The 26,166-nt window shown below is 50.2% G+C and carries 17 protein-coding genes and 1 pseudogene; 2 read left to right on the top strand and 16 right to left on the bottom strand.

Going from position 1 to position 26,166, the window contains the following annotated elements:
• Nucleotides 1–46: 46 nt before the first annotated feature.
• From HPL003_RS17050 to HPL003_RS17040, 3 genes are all read right to left on the bottom strand, one after another.
• A complete protein-coding gene (locus HPL003_RS17050; RefSeq protein ID WP_014280947.1) occupies nt 47–1,888 on the bottom strand; it encodes an adenine deaminase in 1,842 nt (613 codons plus the stop codon).
• A gap of 83 nt (nt 1,889–1,971) precedes the next feature.
• On the bottom strand, nt 1,972–4,350 hold the full coding sequence (gene helD / locus HPL003_RS17045) for an RNA polymerase recycling motor HelD (RefSeq protein WP_014280946.1): 2,379 nt from the start codon (nt 4,348–4,350) through the stop codon (nt 1,972–1,974).
• Nucleotides 4,351–4,657: 307 nt separating this feature from the next.
• Nucleotides 4,658–5,689 (bottom strand): FUSC family protein, encoded by a 1,032-nt coding sequence (locus HPL003_RS17040; protein WP_014280945.1) that lies wholly within the window; start codon nt 5,687–5,689, stop codon nt 4,658–4,660.
• Nucleotides 5,690–5,877: 188 nt separating this feature from the next.
• Between HPL003_RS17040 and HPL003_RS17035 the strand changes: the two genes are divergently transcribed.
• A complete protein-coding gene (locus HPL003_RS17035) occupies nt 5,878–7,191 on the top strand; it encodes an MFS transporter (RefSeq protein WP_014280944.1) in 1,314 nt (437 codons plus the stop codon).
• 93 nt (nt 7,192–7,284) lie between these two features.
• A complete protein-coding gene (locus HPL003_RS17030; protein ID WP_014280943.1) occupies nt 7,285–8,454 on the top strand; it encodes a glycosyltransferase family 4 protein in 1,170 nt (389 codons plus the stop codon).
• Between the two features lie 133 nt (nt 8,455–8,587).
• On the opposite strand, the pseudogene HPL003_RS17025 reads toward HPL003_RS17030, so the two are convergent.
• The 13 genes and pseudogenes from HPL003_RS17025 to HPL003_RS16965 form a co-directional block, all read right to left on the bottom strand.
• Nucleotides 8,588–9,219 (bottom strand): annotated as a pseudogene (locus HPL003_RS17025) (DUF2238 domain-containing protein).
• A gap of 26 nt (nt 9,220–9,245) precedes the next feature.
• Nucleotides 9,246–9,449, bottom strand: a complete 204-nt coding sequence (locus HPL003_RS17020) for a YwbE family protein (protein WP_014280940.1) — start codon at nt 9,447–9,449, stop codon at nt 9,246–9,248.
• A gap of 60 nt (nt 9,450–9,509) precedes the next feature.
• Nucleotides 9,510–10,250, bottom strand: a complete 741-nt coding sequence (locus tag HPL003_RS17015; RefSeq protein ID WP_014280939.1) for a DUF1361 domain-containing protein — start codon at nt 10,248–10,250, stop codon at nt 9,510–9,512.
• 186 nt (nt 10,251–10,436) lie between these two features.
• Entirely contained in the window at nt 10,437–12,212 is a 1,776-nt protein-coding gene (locus HPL003_RS17010; RefSeq protein ID WP_014280938.1) for a hypothetical protein, read from the bottom strand.
• A 9-nt stretch (nt 12,213–12,221) separates the two neighbouring features.
• Nucleotides 12,222–13,184, bottom strand: a complete 963-nt coding sequence (locus HPL003_RS17005) for a sugar phosphate isomerase/epimerase family protein (RefSeq protein ID WP_014280937.1) — start codon at nt 13,182–13,184, stop codon at nt 12,222–12,224.
• Nucleotides 13,181–14,053 carry a carbohydrate ABC transporter permease gene (locus HPL003_RS17000; RefSeq protein ID WP_014280936.1) on the bottom strand — a complete coding sequence of 291 codons (873 nt, stop codon included), beginning with the start codon at nt 14,051–14,053 and terminating at the stop codon, nt 13,181–13,183. Before HPL003_RS17000 ends, HPL003_RS17005 begins: the two co-directional genes overlap by 4 nt.
• A gap of 22 nt (nt 14,054–14,075) precedes the next feature.
• Complete coding sequence (locus HPL003_RS16995; protein WP_014280935.1) at nt 14,076–14,978, bottom strand: ABC transporter permease; 903 nt, start codon at nt 14,976–14,978, stop codon at nt 14,076–14,078.
• 29 nt (nt 14,979–15,007) lie between these two features.
• Nucleotides 15,008–16,615, bottom strand: coding sequence for an extracellular solute-binding protein (locus HPL003_RS16990; RefSeq protein ID WP_014280934.1), 1,608 nt, complete (start codon nt 16,613–16,615; stop codon nt 15,008–15,010).
• Between the two features lie 391 nt (nt 16,616–17,006).
• A complete protein-coding gene (locus HPL003_RS16985) occupies nt 17,007–18,218 on the bottom strand; it encodes an MFS transporter (protein WP_014280933.1) in 1,212 nt (403 codons plus the stop codon).
• Nucleotides 18,219–18,237: 19 nt separating this feature from the next.
• Nucleotides 18,238–19,284, bottom strand: a complete 1,047-nt coding sequence (locus HPL003_RS16980) for an ROK family protein (protein WP_014280932.1) — start codon at nt 19,282–19,284, stop codon at nt 18,238–18,240.
• 187 nt (nt 19,285–19,471) lie between these two features.
• Entirely contained in the window at nt 19,472–21,796 is a 2,325-nt protein-coding gene (locus tag HPL003_RS16975; RefSeq protein ID WP_014280931.1) for a helix-turn-helix domain-containing protein, read from the bottom strand.
• A 294-nt stretch (nt 21,797–22,090) separates the two neighbouring features.
• Entirely contained in the window at nt 22,091–24,643 is a 2,553-nt protein-coding gene (locus HPL003_RS16970; protein WP_014280930.1) for a beta-mannosidase, read from the bottom strand.
• A gap of 212 nt (nt 24,644–24,855) precedes the next feature.
• On the bottom strand, nt 24,856–25,923 hold the full coding sequence (locus tag HPL003_RS16965; RefSeq protein ID WP_043922777.1) for a LacI family DNA-binding transcriptional regulator: 1,068 nt from the start codon (nt 25,921–25,923) through the stop codon (nt 24,856–24,858).
• Nucleotides 25,924–26,166 lie beyond the last annotated feature (243 nt).

Genomic DNA, 26,166 nt, shown 5'->3' with positions numbered 1-26,166 from the left:
AAAAGCGCACATATCATAAATACACACGTATGGGCTAAGTAGCCTGTCAGGCTTCCGCAATATCCTCTTCCACGAAGAGCGAAACCTTGCGGATACCGTCTGCTCCGATCACAACAAGACCCTGATCCGACAGACGGATTTCAGGGATGACGACCAGCGCCAGCAGCGACAATGTCATCAGCGCGTTATTCAGCACACAGCCGGATTGCTGAAGTGCCCGGCTGATGCTCTCGGACTGCGCAGCCACCTCTGCAAACGGCGCAGGAGACATCAGCCCGGCGATAGGCAGTGGGAAGCGTGTTTCGCCCGAGGCGGACACAACCACAACGCCGCCGCGCATAGCCACGGCCTGCTTCGCCGCCTGGGTCATCAACTCGTCATCGTTGCCAATGACGAGCAGGTTGTGGCTGTCATGCGCCACAGTCATGGCAATTGCAGCAGGCTCGGTGAAACCGACGCCCGTCACGAGTGCCACCGCGTGGCTGCCACTGGCATGATGCCGCTCGAAGACGGCTATTTTGCACAGATCCTGCGCGGGATCTGCCGCGACCTCACCATTGCGGACCGGAACGGTCATCCGCACTTCCTTCGTGTCCACATGATTTTCTGTGACACGAATCACTCGTACAGGTACGTTCCCCTCCTGTACTGGAGCTGCAATGCGGAAATCCGCAGCACTCAGGTCTCGTCCCAGACGGACCGTGTCCATCACTTCCGCCGGATAAGCGAAGCCATCCCAATCGGCGACCATTTGGCCATGCTCGGCCACCAATTGACCCGCCGCAATCGTAGCGGTCACGTTCACTTCGGCCAGTCGGCCATCAAGCAAAATAATATCGGCAATCGCCCCCGGAATAATAGAGCCGATATCCCGCGCTACGCCAAAGCGCTCTGCCGTATTCAGCGTAGCCATCTGAAACGCGGTCACGGGCTTGACGCCCTGCGCAATGGCATGACGCACGACGAAGTCCATCTGACCCTCATGGAGCAAGGATTCCGCGCTGCGGTCATCCGTCACCAGCATCATGCGACGGGTATCGAGGCCCATTTCCGTGCTGGCGCGGATGGTCTCGGCCACATCATGCCATGCGGAGCCCTGCCGCATTTTGGCATACATGCCGAGCCGGATACGCTCGGCTACATCCTCGGGCGTGACACACTCGTGGTCGCCCGTAATCCCTGCGGCTGCATATACCGGCAGCCGCCAATCGTCGGAGGCCCATGTAAAATGGCCGTCCGCCACCTTGCCCGCGCGCAGCGTGGCCTGAATTTCCCCGATCATCACATCGTCTCCATAGACGACGCCCGGGAAATTCATAACTTCGCCCAGCCCGATCATATCCGGGCCCCAGCTTAAGGCTTCCGCGACTTCCGCCGGGCCGAAGGAGGCCCCTGTCGTTTCCAGTTCCGGCCCTGTGGACGGAACACAAGAAGCCACCTGCATGTAAGCAGCCAGCGGTGTCGTGCGTGCTTCATCAAGCATCAGGCGAAGTCCTTTCAGACCGAGCACATTGGAAATTTCATGCGGGTCAAAAAATCCACCAGTCACGCCCAGCGGCAGCACAGCTTTTGCAAACTCGGTCACCGTAAGCTGCGTGCTTTCAATGTGACAATGTCCATCCAGTAATCCCGGTGCCATATAGCGGCCTTCCGCTTCAATGATCACGGTATCTTCTCCAATGGTATGGCTAACGTCCCGCCCGACGTATGCGATACGGGAGCCCTGCACAGCAATAGACATTCCCGGTAATAATTCGCCCGATACCACATTGACCAGCGTTCCTCCGCGGATAACCAGCGATGCCTTGCGCTCCCCTCTGGCTGTAGCTACCAGCTCGGGTACACAGTCCGCCAGCGGCGGGCGTTGAAATACACTCTTCATGTCCATTACGTTTTGTTACCTCCGTTTATGCTTCTTGCCTGTTTTACTTATTTGCTTATGTTACTGGAATACGTACAATTATGCCAGTCTTACAGAACAGGATCACTTTCTTCCACTTTACGGGCATACGTATCCGATTCCTGCGAACTCACGAACGGTGTAATTTCGCCTCTTGTATAGATGTGTAGCAAATGCATAGCCCGCGTACATGCGGTGTAGAACAGCTTGCGCTCACTTTCACGCTGATATTGCTCCGCTGAGCCGTCATAGATCAGGACCGCATCAAATTCCACGCCTTTTGCCAGGTAAGCCGGAATGATATGGACTCCCTTTTCAAAAGCCGGGGTTGTCTTCTTGATCAGCCTTGGCTTCACAGGCAACTCTCCTTCGAGCGCTTCATAGGCTGCCGCACTTTCTCCGGCATTTTTGCAGATCACTGCCACGGATTCATAACCTTCTGCCAGCAATTCCGTGATGTTTCCGACGATCAGACGATGCAGCGTTTCACGCGAACGTACCTCCGTAACACGAGGCTTCTCCCCCTTGCGGTTAAACGGTACAATATGCTCGCCTCCAGCCACCATTCCCCGGGTAAACTCCACAATTTCCTGTGTCGAGCGGTAGCTGCGTGTCAGGGAAATCATCTCGGTCTGTTCCGCTCCATACAGCTCATAGAGAGGCTCCGCATCCTGAAGCACAGAAGCATGCGCATAGATCGCCTGATTAAAATCACCCAGCGCGGTCATTTTAGCCTGTGGAAACAAACGTTTGAAAAAAGCCAACTGAAAGGGTGAATAGTCCTGTGCTTCATCAATAAACACATGACGGATATTGCTATTGGAACGAAAGCCCAACATCAGCTCACGCAGATACAAAAAGGGTGTCACGTCCTCATAAGCCAGTTCCCCGGCCTGCATCCGATCCAGCGTTTGACGGCTGATTTCACTCCAGCTATCGGGCAGCTCGGCGTGATTGGCCAGCTGGCTCAGCAGCGTCTCATTCAGGAACAACTCGCCATATAAGCGGGTCGTGTCCACAAAGCGAAGCGCTTTGATCCATTTACGCAAAGGCTTCAAGCGGTCACTGACCACCATTCGCGCCAATATTTCCCGTTCACGTGTAAAATCGTCAAAGGTATGGCCCTTATTCTTGGATTTACGCCGCATACGATTATAAGCACGCTGGTAATCCTCAGGCTCCATCAGGTCCATCTGCTGATCTACCCATGGAGCGGAGCATTCCTCTTTACCGAAACGGGCCAGCTCCTTGAGCATCCAATCCCGAAGCAGTTCCAGTCGATTGGCCAGCCGCACCGAAGAGTCAAACCCATAAAACCTACGCACCATTTCCTCCACTGGAACCACCTCGCGCCCTTGAAACCGGATCGGTTTAAAACGCATACCCTCCTGTTCCAAATACGCCTTGTATCCGGTAATTGCTTGCAAAAACGTCTTGGACGACTTAAAGCGGATGCCTTCCATTCTGGCCTCATACCCCGTCTGTGAAGATGCCGACAATACATATTCCAGCTGCTCAAAAGGGTCTTCCAGTTGAAACTCCCGGCCCAACCGACGCTCCAAATACTCCTGAAGAGTCGCCTGGAGCATATTTTCCTCACCCAATTCAGGCAGTACCGTTGAAACATAGCTGTTAAACATCGGATTGGGCGAAAATAGCACTACCTGATCCGCGCGTAAGCGGTCACGGTACTTATACAGCAAATACGCTACTCTCTGAAGCGCAGCAGAGGTTTTACCGCTACCCGCCGCCCCCTGTACGATAAGCATCCGGCTTCGATCATCACGAATGATGCGATTCTGCTCCCTTTGGATAGTTGCCACGATACTTTTCATCTGAGCATCCGAGCTGCGACTCAGCACCGCCTGTAGCAGCTCGTCTCCAATCGTTACCCCTGTATCGAACATAAAACGAATCTGTCCATCTCGAATCGAGAATTGGCGCTTGAGCGTCAGTTCTCCTTCCATTTCCCCTGCCGGAGTCTTATAGGAAGCAGGACCCGGCATATTATCGTAATAGAGATTGGAAATAGGCGCACGCCAGTCGTAGACCAGAAATTCCTTGTCCTGATTATCCAGCAGGGAAGCAATCCCCAGATAAACACGCTCTGCGGGCTGCCCTTCCTCAGCAAAATCAATACGTGCAAAATACGGTGATTCCAACAGCTTTTTCAAACGACCTAGCGCCTCTGTAGAATGCTTGTGCCTGCGCTCCCGTTCCGACAGAATTTCAGATTGCTGACGTAAACTGGTGGATGTCTCTCCCACATCATCCGCTTCACTAAAGTTGATCGTTACCTCATCCCAAAAGTCTTTACGCATATCTACGACATCTCCGCGTACAGAGCCAACCTCCGTCTCCAGCTTCCGAATTCGCCCGCTAATGACAGCAGTCACGTCCTCTACTCTCCGTTGTTCCTCGTTCCATTGCTGCTCAGTAGCCACTGGCATCACTCCTGTTCCGTTTCCTCCTGCTCCACCGCAGGGCTAAACTATGCTCTATTATGGACCTGGGTATACCCCTGGCATCCCTCTGATCCGAGGAAATTGACTTAAACTTTGAAACATGCTATAATATGATAAGAAGTGTGATAATGACTTAAAAATCACGGTTTTATCATAAACATAGCATCCTCTATTGTAGCAATTTTACCCCCTGTTCGCAACCAGCGGGCTTTTTTTATGCCTTTATATACTTAAAAAGCGGCCGTCCATCTATAAGATGAATACGGCCGCTTTTTGCTTTTTCATACATTCGCTATTTGCTCTCTTCGACAGGATGAATATGTTCCGCCAGTCTGCTCAACCGCTCCAGTTGATGACCATAGTCATACATCGCAGCAGCCACAATCGAGAGTCTCAGCATTCCCTCCTGACAGTGGTCAAAACGGGTAATCGCATGCTTCATAAATTCGCCGTTCGCCTGCTGGAACATTTCGCTTTCGTCCTCGTTCGGTTTCAGCTTATCTTCAAACTTCAGCAGCGCATGTTCATGGAACCGGATCAGCAGCTCCAGATGACCATCAAAAAACGCATCCGTTCCCTTCGGTCGCACAGACTGGAAATAGTGCCTTTCCACCGCGTCCAGTACCTCATACCCTTTATGCAAACTTCCGAGCATTTGCTTGTATACCACCATCTGTCTCGTCTGACTGAACCGGGAGCGCTTGAGCTTCTTCTGCTCTTCCTCGAACAAATGATATTTATCCGATAGCGATTTTATGGCTCCCTCCAAATTGCCTTTTTCCTCTTTAAAGACAGACTCCTTAATCTCATCGGAAATAGCGGTGCGCAGCAGCAAGGACATACTGTTAAACACACTCTGAATCTGATTGATAAACTGCCTTTTTGGTTTCGGGGGAAAAACAGTAACATTAATGACAAAAGCAGAAACTATCCCGATTAAGGTGAGCACAAAACGGGTCACCGCAAACTTCCAGTCACCGGAAGCCTCCATTACAGAAACAACGGTAACGAGTGTCAAACCTACCGTATCAGCCATATTTATTTTCAGACATATCATAAGTACCAGTACACATACCAATCCGACCGCAATCGGTTCATTTGAAAACACCATTCCGCCCACCAACGCCATGATTGCACCCAATGTGCTTGTTTGGAGTTGATCCAGAAAATAACGCCACGACCTGTAAATCGATGGTTGCATGGCAAAAATAGCGGCTATCGCTGCCCCCACAGGCGAATGGGTATTCAAGAGCGTGCTCAAAAAAAGGGCGAGCGTCACTGCGATTCCCGTTTTTAACACCCGTGCTCCAAAAGCCAAAGCCATCCCTCCTGCTTACCCTTCAAATTTATTCATACCGAATTACTATAAAGAAAATTCAATGTAAAGTCCATGCTTTATTATTACCCCAAAAAAATCGGAGACAAGTAATATTTATGAAATGCACGGTTCCTGCTAGAATACATATCAACAGCATCAACTTATCTGCATCAACGTCACAGGAGGACCGCATCGTGCCATGGATTAGCAAAATGTTAGACGAGCCTCGAAAGTGGCCGCGTAATATCCGATTGTTTTTTATCGCCAATCTGCTGTATCAGATGGGTACTGGAATGTTTTCCGTTCTATATAATCTGTATATCCAGGGGCTTGGCTTCGGGGATGACATGAATGGCCGAGTAGTGAGCATGCAAGCACTGGCTACAGCCTTGCTGTTTATTCCGGTCGGTTTTTTAGGGGATCGGAGGAGCCGCAAACACATGCTGGTCATCGGTGCATTATTCAGCGGTGTCGCCTTTCTCATCCGTACCTTTACGGATACCAGTGGCAGTATGCTGGTTTTCGCCGTCGTTTCGGGTGTATTCGCCGCCTTTATTCAGGTGCTGGCTGTACCCTTTTTAGCGGAAAGCATCAGCAAAGCCCAACGCTTGAAAATATTCAGCTATTACTCGGCTCTTGTACTCGCAGCACAGGTCATGGGGAGCTTTGGCGGTGGTGTACTTGCGGATGGGCTGCAAACGTGGGGGATCACACAGCTCTCCAGTCTGCGGGTCGCCCTGTTCCTCGGAGGAACGGCAACTTTGATGGCTTTTATTCCATTATTGTTCATGACAGAAGCCTCTCACGTCGAAGAAGAAGCATCCCTCGCCAAACCGACACCTGAAACAGTGACGGCGGAAGCCACGACCGCTTTACCAGTACCACCTGCTCCTGCTGCTTCTTCGGATACCCGAGTCATCGGACAATTTGTTCTTGCCCAGTTTTTTCTCGGGTTGGGCTCAGGTCTGGTCATCCCGTACCTCAATTTGTATTTTACGAACCGCTTTTCCGTATCGCTCAGTGCGATGAGTTTGCTGATTGCTCTCGGTCAACTGATGACGATCCTCTCCATGCTGATCGGGCCTACGCTTGGCAGCCGGATCGGACTGGTCAAGGCTGTCGTTGGCTTTCAACTGCTCTCGCTCCCGTTTCTCCTGATTACCGGCTTCACGAATGTCCTCTGGATTGCTTCGATCAGCTTTCTATTCAGGCAAGCCTTGATGAATGCGGCCAATCCGCTGCAAACCGCCATTCTGGTGGAACGTGTATCGGATAAGAACCGAGGCATTGCCAACTCGGTTCTCCAGACGACCTGGATGCTCGGCACCGCAGGCATGGGACCTGTACAGGCCTATCTGGTTACGACCTACGGCAACTACTGGGGCTATGCCATCACATTCAGCATGACAGGTGTGTTTTATATTTTGTCCTCCCTCGTCTACTATTGGATGTTCCGAGAAAACCGCCCGTCCGTGGGTCAGCTTTTACAAAACCCGGCAAGCCCGTAAACAAAATCATGCCACAATATAAGCCGGAGCCTCCAAGCGGACTCCCCTGGATCGTCATAGGATAAATGAGAATGGCGGAGGAGGAATGAAGGCATGCTTCGAGTCGCATTATTTACGGACACGTATGCGCCTGACGTAAATGGCGCTGCCCTAACACTGGAACGATGGATTGGCTATCTGGAGAAACATGGGGTATCTACGCTCGTCTTCGCACCGGAGGCAGACCACCGTCTGCCCTCAGGGCCGGGTGTAGAACGGTTTCGGAGCATTCCTTTTTTGTTGTATCGGGAATGCAGACTTGCGATCCCCAACGCCAAACAAATCAACGACCGTTTGTCCGCCTTTTCCCCGCACCTGATTCATGTCGCTACCCCCTTTAACCTTGGCCTGTACGGAACAAGCTACGCAGCCAAACACCATATTCCACTCGTCGCCTCATATCATACCCACTTTGATAAATACCTCGAATATTACAAGCTTCGCTGGCTTGAACCTGCCTTATGGAAATACATGCTCTGGTTTCACAGACATTGTGAAAGGGTGTACGTACCCTCTCGTTCAACCATGGAGTTATTGCACAGTAAAGGAATGAGTCAACTCGAAATCTGGGGCAGGGGCATTGATACCCATCGCTTCCAACCTAAAGTGGATCGTCACGCAGTATGGAGAAAATGGGGCGTTCGTGCAGACGCATTCGTTATTTTATATGTCGGCAGACTTGCACCGGAAAAGGGAATAGACACCTTACTGGATGCTTACCTCCAGTTGCCGGACGATGTCCGGGCAGAATCTGTGTTGGTCATTGCAGGAGACGGTCCACTGTACAAGGTCAAAACAGCGGCAGACATGGGGATGCCAGAGCATGCAGTCCAATGGCTTGGCTTTGTGAAAGGACAGGAATTAGCGGAGCTATACGCCGCAGCGGATGTATTCCTGTTTCCCTCCACTACGGAAACATTCGGCAACGTCGTGCTGGAGGCCATGGCAAGCGGAACACCCGTGGTCGGTGCCGATGAAGGCGGGGTAAAGGATAATCTCATCCATGGGAAGACCGGCCTATTGTGTCCTGCGGGAGATGCCGCTTCCTTTGCCGAAGCTGTGCACCTGTTGTACAAAGACAGACCACTTCGCGATTCTATGTCTATAGCGGGTAGAGCCTACAGCATGGAACAGACATGGGATCGCATTTTTGAACGACTGCTGGACAGCTACATGGATGCCGCAACCTTGCATCTCGACAGCCGCCCTATGACACATATATAGCCCCAGGAACTGCGGATCTCAGGATACATCAAAGGGTGGTTAGAAAATGCTTTGGTATGCATTCTGTAACCACCCTCCACTATCATTATAACTTTATACCATCCAGCTATGAACTCCTAAAGAAAGGAAACCGTTAATATCTTAGCTGTTTCAGCAACTTGTTATGTACTCCGCTCAACAGAATCACGGCTGTCAGGGCGCCGATCAAAGCCAGAAGCATATCCCATTGGGTATCCCATATATCCCCTTGTGTTCCCAAAAAGGCTGCTGCGCCTGTTCCAGTCGCCTTCGCTATGGCAAACTCAATCAGCTCATACGCAGCACTAATCGCAAGGCACACACTAACCGTGAGAAAGGTCAGCCAACCTCCGCTTCCCAAGGTCGTTTTTCGCAGCAGCACTTCTCTGACAATAAGGGCGGGTACAAACCCTTGCACAAAATGCCCAAGCCGGTCGTAATAATTACGCTCCAGCCCGAATGTATCCCGTATCCAGTTGAACAGGGGCATTTCCGCATAGGTATAATGCCCGCCGACAATCAGAATCAGCGCATGCAGGAATATAAGAGTATACACCAGATTCGTAAACCGGAATTGGCGGTAAACAGCCACCAGCAGTCCGCTCCCAAAATCGCCGGGAGAACTTCCAGTACCCAAGTAAAATAATCCTCCGGATGGATAAAGGACCAGGTGAGAGCAAGCACCAGTAATACAAGCAAAACAAGCGGATAGCGATCATTTTTCGACCTTCCCGTTGCCTGATTCATGCCTCATTCCTCCTCAACCCGCAGCTCTATCCTTCATTCGTTACGACATGTTTGACACGCCCAACCTGTCCGTCTGCCAAACGCACTTTAATTCCATGCGGATGACGCGGAGAATTGGTCAAAATATCCTTCACCGTTCCTCGCGTCAGCTTTCCGGTAGGCTGATCTTTTTTTAGCACAATATCCACCTGGAGCCCTGCGCGAATATCCGATCGGTTCTGTCCGTTCATGTTCTCTATTCCTCCTCTCTATTCAAGCTTCGGCTACTCAGCCACTTGGTCGCATCAAAATCACCAGTTACGCCATTCATCCCGACGACTGTTCCCGATCCAAACCACGCACATCGTGGATACATAGCTAATGAACAAAATAGCAAATACCATCCCGCTAAACTCCACAAAATGAGTACGCTGTAGGGTATCTGCCCATATGGAAGACACCTGCGCATAGAGTTGGGAAGGCGCAGAAATAATATCCCACGTATTCCCCCGAAAGAAACGGCCAATATAAATACCCAAGCTGCTCAACAGCAGTACCGCCAGCACAAACAGCCAGCTTACAAACCCTCCACGTGCACGTCGTACTAACTGACGTACAGATTCGAGCGATACAAACCCCATCGTCAGCCCAAGGACAGCGACCAACAGCATCCCCAGTACATGATTCCAGAAATATGGCTCTCCCCAGAAGCGTTGCTCCCCAAGAAATGGATATCGGGCGAATACATGCAGCAAATCTGTGATTAAATACGGTGTATTGGGATAAAAAAAGAGCCATACCGCTCCTGTTATCCAGAGCAAAAATGTTCTCGTTCCCCGCCGCCAGGAACTATAAATCACATCAAGCAGCAGCGTTAAAAGCATCGGAATCCAGGCCAGCATCATATTCCACCAAATGAAATGATAAGGGCTGCCCCCCGAGGGCAGCCGCACGTTAATGATCCACAAGGTGCTTATCACTGAGCATACGGCCAATACAATAAAAACATACCCTTTTACAGGATAATTCAACGATCTTAAACGGGCATACATAGGTGTCATTCCCTCCCTTACAACCGTCCATCCTTCCTGACGTTCCAATTTACACCTGTTCTGGACAGTGTACACCACAATCGCTTCAAGCTCAATGGAAGCGCTCCATTCAGCCTGCCTCAAGACGTGAAAAAGCACCTGTTTCCGAGACTGACCTCATCCTCGGAAACAGGTACTCATCGTACCTCAAACGTCACTCACAGGCAAAGGCGACATGCGGATCATGATCGTCTGATCAAACGGAGCCATCCAATTGACCAGCAATGTCTGACAATCCACAGGGTGAGCAGCCCCTCGAACCGAAGTAGCCGCATGCTCCATCGCTGTTCCTGTCAGCTCAAACCACGCATTTCCCGATTCATAGCGTGCCATACCGCCAGTCCAGCATTGCACTGCTTCACTAACCCGTCTATATTCCCCACAAGTAAATTTCCCTTCACGTCCAAAAACAAATAAAATCTGTGTCATGCAATCCACCGGACCTTCTGAACGAAAACGAAGCGTCCACACATCCTCCTGACGATCCACATCCACCCGGATTTCATGTTTCTGTTCATGGGTTAGTAGACGTTTGTGATGCGGGAGCAAATACCACGGACTGATTTCCTCCTGCGAGGTAGGCGGCAGATCGGCGGCAGCAACAGGCCCATAATAGCCTTTGACCTGCTGACCCGATAGCGTCCAGCCGGTTTCATGCACAGTTAGCTCCTGCATAGGCACGAAGCCTGGCGAGAAATAGGAAGCTGCCTGAACCGCCAGCAGACGCGCATCTCCATGACGCAACGACAGGAACGATGAAGCCTCGGTCATGAGCGTCGCGCTGGTATCCTTCTGCCGATATCGAGCAACCGGAGCGCCAAAATCCGTGTGCAGCCTGCTGTGATAAATGTGCTGATGATGCCCTGCCTCATCTATCCGGCTCAGATAGTCAGCTCTCGGAAAGTCTCCGTTCAGCAGCTTGTTATAGGTGACAGGCAATGCGGCTGGCGAGCGTTTGCGGGTTTGCAAGCGCGGCTCCAGTAAAAAGCGGACAGCCGCATTAATCGGAGCACCGCCCGGATGATCCATTACCTGAATGGCTGCGACAGCCATCGCTTCGAATATAGCATCCTCATCCTCGGTAGCCAGCATAGCATACGGGAGAAGATAGGAGGATAGATTCATCATCACACCGAAGTCCTGTCTTCCCGAATACTCTGTGACCACTTCCCCATCGGGATGAACAAGATATACCATCATGTGCAAATTGCGTCGTACCGGCTCAAGCAGCTCCGGCAGCTTCAATAAACGGGCGGCATGAATCAGCATAATATCACTGACAGCATTATAAATTCCGTTGCTGCGCTCCGTCCATTCGCCATCCGGCGTTTCGTCCAGCCCTTCTGCCAGCCACATACCGGCCCGGGCGAGCGCCTCGGGCAGATCAAACAGCTCGTGCAGGAAGCCCAGAGCAGCGCACAGCACCCAGCGGTGATTCGGTGTATGGCAGCCTCCGGTCAGCATGACCGGAATCGTCCGCTCCAGAAACAGGCGGATCGCGTCAGTCACCTGGCGCAGCTCCAGCCAGTCCTCACCGATCAGCAACTGGTAGACCTGAGCATAGCCTACCACCACGAACGCCGTATCCGGCGGCGAGTGAAAATTGGTCCAGCCCGGCGAAATAGAGCCGTCTTCATGCTGTACACGCAGCATATACTGCGCCGCCAGCTCCAGCCGAATGAGCACACCCTCATTCCGGTAATAAGCGGAATCCGGATTGACGAGCGCGGCTGCCCAGACCGCCATTGCCGCAGGAGTGCCGACCGAATGATTAGGCCAGGCAATCCCGTTCTCATCATCGGTCACCCCCCCGTAATAACGACTGTCGACATCCAGCACCTGATGGTCCATGCCCGGTTTCACCCAGGCATCATTGACCGCTACGATTTCACTATACATTCCCTCAGCCCCTGTGATATGCATAATCGTTGATCATCCTTGCGTCTGAAGTTTCGCTATCTTGCTTGTCAACAACTCATGGCTGCGTTCAATATCCTCCGGCTGACAGGCTGCTTTCAGCTCATAGACCTTAATTGGGGCCTGCCGGATAATATTCACGAAACGATCAAAGAACTCCAGATCACCACTATGAATATAAGGGCACCAGTGATCAGATAACCCTATCGTTTCATGAATGTGGACACCGAGAATATAGTCGATCATTTCATTGGCTTCCTTGGCATTATCATACAGCCCCATTCGGTCCATAATCATGCCATGTCCAATGTCATACCACAGATATACAGGCGCGCCCTTCAAATCGTCTATGATCGTCTTGGCCTCTTGTAATGTAGGCATTTGATAGCAGCGTGAACGTGTTTCGATACCAATCGCTACATCATAGCCCTTGGATGCGATGCGGTCACACACCTCTTCCAGACTGTCGCGGATACGTTGTACATAATGCCCGCTCAGCGCATTGCGCCGCTCCAGCATTTGTGCCCACAGCGCCTGATAAGCAGCCGAATCCCTGCCCTGCTCTCGGTAAATCACTTCCAGCTCGCCACTGATATCGTAAGGAAATGGAACCTCTCCGGGATGCACAACCACTGCCTTTGCACCATAACGATGCGCATATTCCGCAGATTGTACCAGCAGTTCTATCGCGCGTTTTCGCTTCGTCTCATCATCAAACCCAAGCAGAACGGAATCCGTACCATAATCCGGATCAGGCGTATGTGGAAACGTATTATGCACACTAGATATGCCGATTTCTCCCCGCTCAATCATAGGCTCAATCGTCGTCAGCATTTCCCGGGTAATGTTATAATTCAGCTCCACCCGGCCAAAGCCCAGCTCACGTATTTCCTCCACAAGCTCTCGGCCGACGGTATGCTTCTTTATATTCCAACAAGTGGAAAAGGAGTATTCCCCCTTCGCTTTCATCGTCATCATCCTTTCACCGCTCCAAGCATCACGCCGCTGACAAAATACCTTTGCAGCCACGGATAAACAAGCAGGATCGGAACCGTTGCGAAAATGACACTCGCCGCCTTCAGCCCTTCAGGTGTAATTTTCGCACCGCTCGCTCCTTCCAGTCTCGACAGCTCAGACACCATGTTATTTTGAATCATTTGATACAGCTTGAGCTGCAACGGGAACAAATCCGGGTTTTGAATATACATCAGCGTATCCTGAAACCCATTCCAGCGCCCCACACCGTAAAACAGGCTTAATGTCGCCAGGACAGGCAGGGACAGCGGAAGCACAATCCGAATCAAAGTGCCGAATTGACTGCTGCCGTCGATCTCTGCCGCTTCTCCCAAGCTCTCTGGAATCCCGTTAAAGAAGGAAATCAGAATAATCAGATAAAACGGGCTGATCAGACCTGGTAAAATAAGAGACCACATATTATTCAGCAAATGCAGATCGCGCACCAGAATGTATTCTGGAATGATACCGCCACTGAAAAACATCGTGACTACAATCATGAACATAATCGTTTTGCGGCCTTTTAAATTTTTCTTCGTTAATGGGTATGCAGCTATCATCGTCATCAGCATACTCAGCACCGTCGTGATCACGGTCAGCATGACCGTAAACCCGAGCGAACGAATCATGCTCATATCGGAGAAAACTTTTCCATACGCCTTCAAATTGAAATCAACCGGAAACAGGGTAACTTCCCCGGACGTAATAGCCCGGTTTGAGCTGAAGGAAATAGACAAAATATGAATAAACGGGGCCAAACACAGCAGTACAGCCACAGCCACCAATATGGTGGTTACAATATCAAAGGTGCGGTTCGCAGTACGTTCACTCATCAGGTGTCAGCTCCTTTACCACTTACATAATACTTTCATCCGTCAGCTTCTTGGATGCATAGTTCGCACCCAGTACGAAGATCAGGCCCACCACGGCTTGGAACAAACCAACCACCGTTGCCAGTGTGTATTGACCGGATTCCATCCCGATGCGGTATACAAACGTACTTAGCACATCGGAATAATCCCGAACCGCCACATTGCCAATCACATAAGGACGATCAAAGCCAATGGTGATCATATTGCCCAGATTAATGATGAGCAGCGTAGCAATCGTCGTTTTCATGCCCGGGATGGTAATATGCCAAATTCGTTTCATACGTCCTGCGCCATCTACCTCAGCAGCCTCGAACAACTCCCGGTTAATTCCGGTCAAGGCAGCCAGGTACAAAATCGTTCCCCAGCCTGCACTTTGCCACACACCTGTAAGTAGATACGTGATCACCCAGTCATTTTTATCCGTCAAAAATGGAATCGCCTGAAACCCGATCGAGGTCAGCACATTATTGATCATGCCGGACTGCGTACCAAACACCTGGTACACAATCCCGCCGATAATTACCCACGAGATAAAATGGGGAATATACAAAATCGTTTGCGAAAGCTTTTTAAACCAGACTACTTTCAATTCATAGAGTAAAATCGCCAGGACCAAGGGTGCCGGAAAAGATACCAGCAGATCCAGCAAATTCAGCACGATGGTATTGCGCAGTGTTCTATAGAAATCGTCCATGCGGAACACTTCCCGAAACGCGTCGAACCCGATCCATTCACTTCCCGTAATCCCTTGGAAAAAGTTAAAATCCTTAAATGCAATCTGCACGCCCCACATCGGGCCATATTTGAACACAATGAAGTAGGCCAAGGGCAGCACAAGCAACGCGTATAATTGCCAATATCTGCGGAAGTAAACGTTCCCTTTCATGCGCTGTCTCTCCTTTACGTTCCGCCTTCTTACTTACCTGTCATGGCCTTGTAAGCCTCGGTGCGCTCATCCAGTATCGCCTGACCACCGCTTGCCATATAATCCTTCAATGCAGCTTCAAAGGTTGCATCAAATTGTGCGGACGGTGCCATCACCGATTTGACGACCATTTCATCAAACTTGTCCAGCAGCGAGTTGCTGTATTTGGACTCGGATTTAATCGGATGGTCAAATTTCAGCGGAGGAATGGTATCCGTGTTGGAAATATCCATTGCTTTGCGGACATCCCCCTGGAACTGGGATGGCATGCCCAAAATAAAGGCTTCCTTGTTCTTCTCATCATCGCCTGCAATCTTGCCGTTCGCTACGATAACTACATCGCCCTGATTATAGATACGGTCTTGTGCTTCTTGTGTCGGTTTTTCCTTGGCGACTGGAATTCCGTCTTTCAAGGTATAATTTTCGCCTTCCACACCATTTTGCATATCGAGCAGCACCTTTTCGGAAGACATCCAGTCGAGGTACTTGATCGCCTCAATCGCATGCTCACTGGATTTAGGTACCATGATGTACAGGCCATTGGATGCAAATTCCGGCTTGGCATGCTTGCCCTCACTGTTCGTGTACGGGTCCATTGGCGTCAGCTTGGCTTTCGGCTGGTTGGCCAACAGATTTGGATACGCCGAGTCATTGTAAAAAATGTTGTCGTAATCTTCGCTGAAAAAGCCGATATTGCCGCTTTGAATGTCCTGTGTCAGCTGTTTTTTGTCCTTATCCAGACCGAAGTCCTTGCTGATCAGATCTTCATTGTAAAGCTTGTTCATAAACTGTACTCCATCCTTGAATCCAGGCAGCAGGATCGGATAGTCACGGGAACCCAGCTTTTGAGTCAGCGTATATTTCTGCTCATCCGTCACTGGCTTGATAAAAGACCACAGCAGCGAATCATATTGTCCAGGCTCCATCGTCATCCCCATTGGAATCACCTTGCCGCCGGTCTTGCCGGGGTCTTTTTCCTTGAACGCTTTGAGCGTGTTATATAGTTCGTCTGTCGTTTTAGGGACAGGCATTTTCAGTGTATCCAGCCAATCCTGGCGTATAAAGGAAGAATATTTCCCTAAAATAGTGCGCTTGCCCGGAATGGCAAATTGCTTGCCCTCAACCTGACCGTAGCTCAACGTATCTTCACCAAGGAATTTTTTAAGATTCGGGCCGTACTCGTTTAGCAGTGGGGTCAAGTCCGTCAGTCCCCCCTGCTCCGCGTACCGCTCAAAAGTGCCGGAATCGTAAGTGAATACGATATCAGGTACATCGCCGCCACTCGCCATCAGGACATTCAGCTTGGTGACCTCTTCCGAGCGCTGAACAGGCACATACGATAGATCAATATTGTTGGGTTTGCCAAAGTTCTCTTTTGCATAACGGGTTAAATAGCTGTCAGTAATGGTGTAGCCTTGAGGTGTGTTGCCTCTGTCAAAAATTTCAACCTTCAATGAACCACCCTTATCTCCGGTAGCAGTCGAACTTTTGTCCGCCTCACCCGACGAGCATCCACTCAATACAACCGACAGTGCAACCGTAGCTGCAAGCAGCAGACGCAGCTTCTTCAATGTTCCTCCAGCCTTATTTCCTCTCATTCCTGAACACCCCTTTGTCTGCTTTTTCCCGTTCGTTCCTCTTCTTCAATGAGGAGGTTATGGCATATCATGCATTGGCATGTGTCTGTTCCTCTGGGTCCGGGATGTGCCTTAGTATGACATGAGCGTAGGAAAACTGACAATAAACTAGTTTCCCAATCATAAACAGTTTAGATGAAAGCGATTACTAAATACGATAAAACGCTTACTTTTATAAAAGATCACTATTTTCCTGCGGATAAACTATTTTCTCCGTTCGAATCGTGTTAGGTAAGTTAACATATCAGTGACTTAAAAGTTGCTTTTACGCAAAAAAAGCATCCTCCCTCTCATCAGGGTTGGGATGCTCTCTGTGTTTTTTTAATTCTCAACGATCTGCCGGGGCATTGCACTACTTCTGCGGTGAAGTCTCTGATGGAAGACTCATGGATAGCTTGCGCACCTTCTCTGTCTTTCCATCTTTACGGCTGCGTGATACATAAACCATCATTAACGCACCTAAGGTCGCGCTGATCAGACAAGCGAGATTCATTAACTGCGGCCCCCCGGCATGAAGGAGGTATCCATTCAACAGATTACCTACAATGCCCGCCAGTCCGGCGAATACCATATTGAACACACTTTGTCCGGTGGCCTGCATATCCTTTTCCGTCACATGTGATACATATTCCACGGCCGCGATGTAGAAAAATCCAAACGACAACCCATGCAACACCTGCACAGCAATCATAACCGCTGGATCAGGAAATGCCAGTTGAACTCCCCAGCGCAACATATAGGCTACAGCCCCTAGCAAAAGGGTTCTCTCCAGCCCAATCCTGCGAATCACCCTGGAAGCCAGCAGCATGGAGGGCACATTCGTAATGGAAGCAACCAGCAGAGCAACCCCGACCAACTCTGTAGGTCCTCCCGACATTTTAAAGGCCAGTACAAAATAGGTGTTAAATGCGGTCAACGTCTGGTTCACCAAAAAGCTGCCACCCAAAAATATTAAAAACGTCCTGTTACGGATTAATTGACCGATTCCATCAGAAAACGATTTGCGCAACACCAGATCTTCCTCTGTATTTTTCGGAAGCGCCAGTGCCGTCAGGGCCGCAAGACTGTTCAGTACCAAAAAAGGCACCCATATCATGGACACCGATAGAATCGACACAAACAGCCCTCCGGCATAGCCGCCCACCGCATTACCTATACTCGCCATAAATCGTATGCTGCCGTAGGTCGCCCCTGCCTTTTTTGCTGTCACGATCGCATAGGAATCAGCGATCGGCGCCTGTGTTGCCATGAATATAGCCATGATCGAATAGACAAGCGCCATCAGCACAAAATGCTCCGATTGATAACATACCGCCATGATCCCCGGGACCGCTACACTCAAAATAAGCACCAGTCGCATTTGACGGTATTGATCCACAATAATTCCCCATACGGGCTGAACCAGAATGGATACCAGCGTACCGATCGCCATCAGCGCACCAACACTGGTACTCGTCAAACCGTTCTGAACCAGCAATAAGGTCAAATACGGGTTAAACATCCCCCCTGCCAAACCAATAAACAAATAAAAGCCTCGCAGCTTCAGCATTTGTGAGCCAACCATCTGGAATCCTCCCTGTTGTTTAGCGTACCTTGCTGCCCAGAATCGTTGCCAGCGCTCCGATGGCCCCGGCTTCATTACCCAGCCCAGCAGGTACAATGGTACAAGGAATGTCTGTCCATAAGGCTACTCTTTGCCGAATTTCATCCAAATAATACGTGTTCCCTTCTGCCACACCGCCGCCTACAACGATCATTTCCGGGTTCAGCAAGCTGATCACATTCGTCAAGGCCATCGCCATATGGGACAGTGCAGGCTCCAGAATCGTCTGTGCTTCCACATCTCCTTCGGATGCCGCTTGCAGAACATGTCGCGCCCCGACATGCTCCCGTTGTCCATCCGCCAGTCGGACCATGTGCGTACCCGGTATGCCGGACGCGAGCGCCGACTTCACACTGTGCGTAATTGCCGTACCCGACGTTAAAGATTCGAACACACCGAACTCGTTCGTCCCTTTCCATTTTGCCGCTTGCCGCGCCTGTTCCTCGCCTGCAATCCAGTAGGCCATCTCACCAGCTCCGTTGGCCGCTCCCTTGTACAGCTCCCCGTTCAAAATAAGACCGCTTCCGATGCCTGTGCCCACCGTTACCATCATCACATGACGTAATCCCCGGGCCGCCCCCAGCCATTGCTCTCCCAACGCAGCCATATTCACATCGTTATCCAGCACCAAGCGTCCGCTATAGCGCTGTCCAATGACAGATCGTATACCGCCATGCGTACCACTGTCACGTGTGCTGTCGTGCATACTCCATTGGAGCGCCGGAGCATGAGTGATCATGCCGCTATCGTTATCTACCACACCAGGAAAGCCGATCCCGATTCCTTGTAATTGCTCCATCGTCAAGCCTTCCTGTTTGAAACAGCTTTCCAGTTCCTCGAACAGACGCTCAAAGAAAAAGGCTGCATCCTTCGTATGAACCGTCGGAATTTTATGCCTCACTATCACTTGCCGTTCCGCTGTACCGATACAGATCAGCGTCTTCGTCCCGCCGACATCAATGCCTGCTGCCCAGCCGGAAGCCTTCGGCTCATCCCCATATTGCTTTTGTACATCTATGTCCGCCATAGCCATCCTCCGTCATTCCGGTTCGCCCTCATGCCTGCCAATACATCAGCCGTTGACGCCCTGTAGGTTCAAGATATGGACATAAGTATCGCATTTGTCCCCCTGTGCCGCAATAAACTAAATTCCGCCTCATAAACCGACACCATCTGCCTGCCTTTTTAACGAAAAAAGCAAAAAAGGCGAGCGGCTAAAGCGCTCCCCCTGTTAATGAATCCTCCGGCTTCAATCTCAGCTTGCGATAATCTCCCGGCGTTACACCAACCACACGCTTAAACACCCGTCCAAAGGTAATCGAATTGGCATAACCGACCTGAGTGGCAATATGTTGAACCGTCTCTGTAGTGTTGCACAGCATTTGCTGGGCATGGTTCATACGTAACCGGGTCAAAAAATCCACGAATTTCATATCAAACTCAGTTTTAAATAGATGACTGGCATATTTAGGCGACACATCAAAACGTTCGCTCAAATGATTCAAAGATAAATCCGGGTTCGTATAATGCTCTTCAATATACTGTTTCATCTCACTGACCATAGCCCGATAACTCTTGGTTTCACTAGCTGCAACATAAGTCCGGTACACGGTGGTCATGTGTTCCAGCATCACGGTGTGCATCAGGGCCAGCGAAGGAGCAGATTCCACCTCACATCTCCACCTCTCCGCCTCCGGGCCGTTAAAATAACGATCCAATGCGCCCGACACATCCTTCATCTCGCGCATTTCCCTTTCCAGCAGCTCCTGTAACCACTGAATCACGGTTAAAATATCCCCGTCCTTCAACTTGTCCGTTTCCATCGTTGCGAACAGACCTTCCAACTGTCCACGCCAATCATGGCTTGCCAGCCGAAAAGAACGGATCGTCTCTGAAATCAACGGCAGATACGTATATAACGGAATTTCATTGTCCTGCGGAACCTGGTCACTAGTCACAATATCGCGTACCCCAAGCGTTAGCCGATACCGAAGGGCAGAAACAGCCGCCCGATAGGAATCCTTAATATACTCCAACTCGTGAGTTTGACCACCAATTCCGATGGTGAGCTGTACACCCAGATGGCCCTGTAGCCACTCGCAGCCCGTTTGCGCCATCTTCTGCAGCTTCACAGCCAGCAACCCTTCCCCATCACCATCCTCTGTCCGCAGCAAAATGGCAATTCTTTCGCGGCTCATCCATTCTGCCCAGCCCTGCCAACCATAAGTGGCTGCAAGCTCCTGCATCACACCAAGCAACGACAGGCTTAGGCGCTGATCTTCACCTCCATGCTCATTCGAACTTCTACTACCCGCTTGTGGTCCTTCTATTGTGTACGACTGCTCCAGTTCCAGATCATGCAGCTCTACCACCATGACGGCGTAAACACGGATAGCATCTCTCTGGGTACCATCCACAAAAGGAGACAGATCATCCAAACGAGGCGCGGCCGTTTCCATGGTTGTACCTTCCATCAGGTCAAGGAACAGTTGCCGCCGCCGAATGAGTACATTCGCATGCTCTTGTTGCTCATAATCGACCGTTTGCCGAATCAGACTTTGCAACGCGTGATCAATCATCCACAGCTCATCCTTGTTGTTTTCCTCACCGGGGCGGCTCGGCAATTGTTGAATGCGCTGCATCATCAGTTGAATCGGCCTGTAATTTCTGCGTGTTACATAAATAATGTAGATCACTGCCAATACGACAACAGCCAGCCCGAGTACAATCCAAACGTAAGAAATCACAGACACCCACTCGAACAGTTGCCCGGCCCGAATGCCGCTTTCGAAGTTCCAGCCCAGCCGAGCCGACGGCAGATGAGTTAATTGGTGTCCGTCCTCCTCTTTTACAGCTCCACCTGCGCCGGATGCAGCCGGGTAGATCGTATGCCCATCGCCATCCTTAATCACCAGATAAGAAACCACCGAATTCGTCATTTGACCGATCATTTGCTCCAACGGATACACACCGATATTGATCACCAGTAGCCCTTGTCCCCCGAACGGCAGCGGAAGCCGCTTATGCATCGAAATCACACGGTCTGACGTATGTTTGCCCGGCTCCTTCCATTCTCGCACTGGAGACCACTGCCGATCCTCAGACTGCAGTGCCTGCTCGATATACGGATAATCGCCAAATGTCTTGGCATCCTGAAGTCCGCTCCTGGTAAGTACCTTTTGATCCTTCATCCTGTAAATATAAATAGAATGTACCAATTCATGATTATCCTTGAGCGCACGCAAGCTCCCTGCCAGACCATACAACATCGTGCTGCCGCTCTGCGCCTGTCCATTCAGAAAGTAGCTGTAGCTCTTATTCGTTTCCGCTTCACTTAATACGTCCATTTCTACCTTCGTCAGCGACTTTTCCACACTGTCCATTACAAATCCGGTCGTGATCCGATTTGCCTTCCCGGTTTCATTACGCGATATCTCATTCACGATCAGGAAGGATAAAAAAATGAGAATAGACACGGTCAACATAAAAATCGGGAAATAGGAAAAAAACAATCTCCTGTACCAGCTCTTTCGCATCATATCCCCCCTACCGCCTAATGCTTTCATGGCCCTCTTTATAGAGCTTCGTCCAACACTAAGCATACCCGTAATGTCAGCTTTATTGCGATCTTGATTATACTTTGAACCTATTCTACCAAAATTAGAGGCTGAATAGATAGATTTCTCACAAATATCCGTTAACATTAAATTCAAAAACTTATTTTTGTTAAATATACTAACACAATGAAAACGCTGTACATATCATCATAAAATCATACAGCAAAAAAAAGGCTTATCCGCCTATATGAAGTACGGATAAACCTGATCTGTTCTCTATCCCTGTATCCAATCTACCAACGAGCGTACCGTCAGTTTGCCTGGAGAAGCTGCCTCAAAAGCCGAGCCCCCTCTGCCCAGAGCCAAAAATCCCACCGTTTTAGAAATACCGGGAGCCAAATCCAGATGATTGTCGCTGAAAATGCCTTCCTGCTCTGCGGACAGCCATACATGCCTCGCCAGTACATCTGAGCGAAGATTAAAGCTGCTTTCTCCGCTTCCCTGCACCTCTGTTACTTCAATATTCGGCTGCGGCAAATCCATCTCTTTTGTGTCAGCAAAATAAACTTCACAGGAAGCCACCTGTTCACCGTTTTGTATCAGACGTGCGACCAGCATATGCTCAGCAGGGTTCAAGCCATTCAGCCATTTGTCCGCAGGCAGTATATGTACTGGCCCCGCCGCATTAGCTTGCTGCTCTACTTGAATGTCCTCTTCACGAATGACCTTACTACCCCGGATATGCAAAAGCGTCAGCCGCAGCGTGCCTTGAACAGGTTTTAGCGTATCGTTGACAATATGCAGCTCCTTATTCCCCTGCTCTGTATCCACCACGCTCAGTAGCACATCGGCAAAGCTGCGCTTAGCCGTATATTGCAGCGCTTTCCAGCGACCAAAATAGTCCATACTCGACCAGGAGGCAACGGGCCAGCAATCATTCATTTGCCAATACAATGTGCCCATACAGTAAGGCTTGCGACGCCGATGCGCCTCGATGGCCATTTTCATCGCTTCCGCCTGTAAAATCTGACTCATGGGAAGAAAGGCTTTGAAATCCTTCGGCTCCCGCATGTACCGTTCCATATATTCTTTAATCAGGCGATTGCCCGCCCCGTTCTTTTGATGCGCCAGCATTACCACAGATTCCAGCTCCAGATCGTTCTCTTCCGCATAAGCGCGCACGGACCTGTATTCGGGAAAGGACTGAAAGCCATATTCACTCATAAAGCGCCCCACATGCACATGGTAATTCTCAAACGGCTCCGATGCGTGCCATACCCCCCAGTAATGAACATCCCCAGCCGTCGAGGACGGATGAGCATGCTGCTTTCGGTCTCCAGACAGGCCGATCAGTGGAGACGAGGGCCAATATGCCGTCTGCGGGGACCAGCTGTGTACTACTTCCGGTAAAATCCGGTGAAAGAGCGTCTCATAATCAGACCACAAGCGCTCTCGCTGCGCTGGCGTATAATTCTTTTTCCAGCCCCAGCCTCCCTTCTCCTCATAATGCGCCCAAGCCGAATCAATCTCATTATTGCCGCACCATAACGCGATACATGGATGATTGCGCAGACGCTTGATGTTGTCCTCCGCTTCCTTAGCCACATTGTCCAAAAAAGCTTGATCGCCCGGGTACATACTGCACGCGAACATAAAATCCTGCCATATCAATAAACCGTATTCATCGCAAAGCTCGTAAAATACGTCTTCCTCATAAATACCGCCGCCCCAGACCCGCAACATATTCATATGAGAGGCGGCAGCGGTAGCAATCTCATGCCGATACCTCTCCCGTGTCACTTCCGTGGTAAAGCTGTCATTCGGAATATGGTTGGCTCCCTTCGCAAACACCGGAACCCCGTTCAGCTCAAAATAAAAGCTCTCTCCCGCCGCATCCCGTTCACGCACAAGACGAATCGAACGCAAGCCCGTCTTCACCGTTTTTTCCGCGATTACATCTCCTCCATCCCGCTCCACAAGCTCGGCTGCAAACGTATATAGATGCGGCTCTCCCAGCCCCCGGCACCACCACAGCTTGGGCTGCTCCATATACAATTCCAGATCCACCGTTTGCCTTCCCTTCTGCAAACGAACAGGCTTCAACCACTCCCTGCCGTCAGCGGAAATACGCAGATCGGCTTCTCTGATCTCACCCGCATTCTCAATCTCTGCCACAGCCGTGAGTCTAGCTCCCTCTGCACTTAATTCATCCTGCCGGATAAACAAGTCCCTTATGATAAGGCCGGACCAGGCCTCCACGCGCACCTCTCTCCAAATGCCACTCGTCACCAACCTCGGCCCCCAATCCCAACCGTAATGGTAAGGAGCCTTACGCGCGAAAACGCTTACCTTTTTGTCCGCCAAACCACCTGCTTCGGACTGATCATTCGGCGCAGGAAGAGCGTAACCCAGTTGTTCCAGCTTGGGCACATCCTCAGCTACTGGAGAACGGAACGCGATTTCCAGCCGATTCTCTCCCTGTTGAACCCATGCCTTTACATCCCGTCTCCACATCCGAAACATATTGTTGGCCGACAAAACGGGGTGTCCATTCACCTTTACCTCCGCATACGTGTCCAAGCCCTCCAACACCAGTTCTACACACGGGCACTGAAGCTGTTCCACACTCATTTCAAAATGGGCTTCGTATATCCAGTCCTGTTTGTCAATCCATTGTACCTTCTCCTCATTCGTTCCTATAAAAGGATCAGGAATTTTGCCATGTCGTAAAAGGTCCGTATGCACACATCCCGGTACCTTCGCGCTAAGCCACTCATCACCTTGCGCTTCCCTAAACCTCCAGTTATCCAACCCTGTCACATTGAACATCGTCGCAAGCCTCCCTATAAGGATGATTGGGAACATCTTTACTCCTCTATAAACATAACAAAAATAACATCAAGCTAACAAAATAGTCAAATCGTTTGTATAAAAAAACAAATTGAAAAACAACAAAGAAAAGTCGCTCTCGCCCAAAAAAGGCTAAAAGCGACTTTTTTTATCTTCCCCGTGTACGGAACTCCATCATCTACGTCTGGACATCAACTATATTTGATTGTACTCATCGGGTGTTCATGATCATCATTTCCTTGACTGAGCCGCGGCGCTTCCCCCTCCCGTATAACCAGTTCCGCATGCAGCAGCTTTTTCTCGACCGGCGAATCCGGGTTGGTTATACGCCATAGCAGTTGATCCACCGCACGCATTCCCAGCAACTCCTTATCCACTCTCACCGTAGCATAAATCGGCATCTGCTCGCTCGTATCGTCAAAACCAGTCACTCCACAGCGCCTTGGGACGTCAATTCCCTTTCGTTTGAGCGCATCCACCACGTGCCCGGCAGTCACATCATTCACACATACAAACATCTCCGGCAATTCATCCTCGGTCAGCTTGTCCAATTCCTCGGCAAGCTTCTGCGCTCCCATGTGGAGCAAAGCTCCGTTTTGCTTTAAGTCTATTCCTCCAAGCTCCAGTGCGGAGCGAAAAGCTTCCCAACGTTCATAGAAGCTGTGAGCATCGTCGATATTTCCGACAAATTGAAAGCGGGTATAGCCCCTGCACAGCACATTTCTCATGAGTTCAGACATGCATGTGCGGTTATCTGTAAACACCGTATCGCTTAAAAACGCAGCATCCCAATGATCCACCATGACGACCGGAATGCTCATTCGATAAATATTCAGCAATATAGAAGTGGAAATCGACCCCACTGTGATAATGCCCTTGATCGCTTCTGGGTTCAGCAAAGAAAACATATCCTCTGTCGAAGGCTCCGTTAACGTCAGCATATTCATACCCTTTCCATTCAGGCGCTCAGAAATGCCTTCAAACACAGGTCCCCAATACCTGGATTCTCTGTTCTGATGCCGTATATTTGGAAATAACACCAGCACAGTTCCCGACCATTCCCCGGCATCCGTATCCCGAGGCTCCACCCCCGTTGTCTTTGGATGATTGCGAAAATAGCCCATCTGGGCAGCCAGCTTGACCAACACTGCCCTCGTCTCCTCACTTACTCCGGGCTTGCCGGACAATGCACGCGAAACAGCGAACTTTGAAACACCAGCCGCATCCGCAATTTCCTGCAACGTTACTTTTCCACGCATCTTCTCACCCAACCCTATATCGGAATCTTTTTTCTGACTCTGCCCTTTCAATTCATGGGTGCTCCAATAAACTGGTATCATCGTAGCATACTTTGTTTTATATCATCAAACGATGGGTTTGCACAAATCCACACCATCCACCAAAATATGTTTGCATAATAAAAAAACAAACACATAACAAATCAACATAAATGACTTGACGTAAGGATCGGTATTTCCTACAATTTACTATTGAAAGCACTT

It is taken from the genome of Paenibacillus terrae HPL-003, assembly GCF_000235585.1.
Lineage (GTDB): Bacteria > Bacillota > Bacilli > Paenibacillales > Paenibacillaceae > Paenibacillus > Paenibacillus terrae_B.
This window is presented reverse-complemented; position numbering and strand designations above follow the sequence as displayed.

Excerpts from the sequence above, each read along its gene's own strand:
- HPL003_RS17050 (WP_014280947.1), bottom strand. The coding sequence starts at position 1,888 with ATGGACATGAAGAGTGTATTTCAACGCCCGCCGCTGGCGGACTGTGTA.
- helD (WP_014280946.1), bottom strand. The coding sequence starts at position 4,350 with ATGCCAGTGGCTACTGAGCAGCAATGGAACGAGGAACAACGGAGAGTA.
- HPL003_RS17040 (WP_014280945.1), bottom strand. The coding sequence starts at position 5,689 with ATGGCTTTGGCTTTTGGAGCACGGGTGTTAAAAACGGGAATCGCAGTG.
- HPL003_RS17030 (WP_014280943.1), top strand. The coding sequence starts at position 7,285 with ATGCTTCGAGTCGCATTATTTACGGACACGTATGCGCCTGACGTAAAT.
- HPL003_RS17020 (WP_014280940.1), bottom strand. The coding sequence starts at position 9,449 with ATGAACGGACAGAACCGATCGGATATTCGCGCAGGGCTCCAGGTGGAT.
- HPL003_RS17015 (WP_014280939.1), bottom strand. The coding sequence starts at position 10,250 with ATGTATGCCCGTTTAAGATCGTTGAATTATCCTGTAAAAGGGTATGTT.
- HPL003_RS17010 (WP_014280938.1), bottom strand. The coding sequence starts at position 12,212 with ATGCATATCACAGGGGCTGAGGGAATGTATAGTGAAATCGTAGCGGTC.
- HPL003_RS17005 (WP_014280937.1), bottom strand. The coding sequence starts at position 13,184 with ATGATGACGATGAAAGCGAAGGGGGAATACTCCTTTTCCACTTGTTGG.
- HPL003_RS17000 (WP_014280936.1), bottom strand. The coding sequence starts at position 14,053 with ATGAGTGAACGTACTGCGAACCGCACCTTTGATATTGTAACCACCATA.
- HPL003_RS16995 (WP_014280935.1), bottom strand. The coding sequence starts at position 14,978 with ATGAAAGGGAACGTTTACTTCCGCAGATATTGGCAATTATACGCGTTG.
- HPL003_RS16990 (WP_014280934.1), bottom strand. The coding sequence starts at position 16,615 with ATGAGAGGAAATAAGGCTGGAGGAACATTGAAGAAGCTGCGTCTGCTG.
- HPL003_RS16985 (WP_014280933.1), bottom strand. The coding sequence starts at position 18,218 with ATGGTTGGCTCACAAATGCTGAAGCTGCGAGGCTTTTATTTGTTTATT.
- HPL003_RS16980 (WP_014280932.1), bottom strand. The coding sequence starts at position 19,284 with ATGGCGGACATAGATGTACAAAAGCAATATGGGGATGAGCCGAAGGCT.
- HPL003_RS16975 (WP_014280931.1), bottom strand. The coding sequence starts at position 21,796 with ATGATGCGAAAGAGCTGGTACAGGAGATTGTTTTTTTCCTATTTCCCG.
- HPL003_RS16970 (WP_014280930.1), bottom strand. The coding sequence starts at position 24,643 with ATGTTCAATGTGACAGGGTTGGATAACTGGAGGTTTAGGGAAGCGCAA.
- HPL003_RS16965 (WP_043922777.1), bottom strand. The coding sequence starts at position 25,923 with ATGCGTGGAAAAGTAACGTTGCAGGAAATTGCGGATGCGGCTGGTGTT.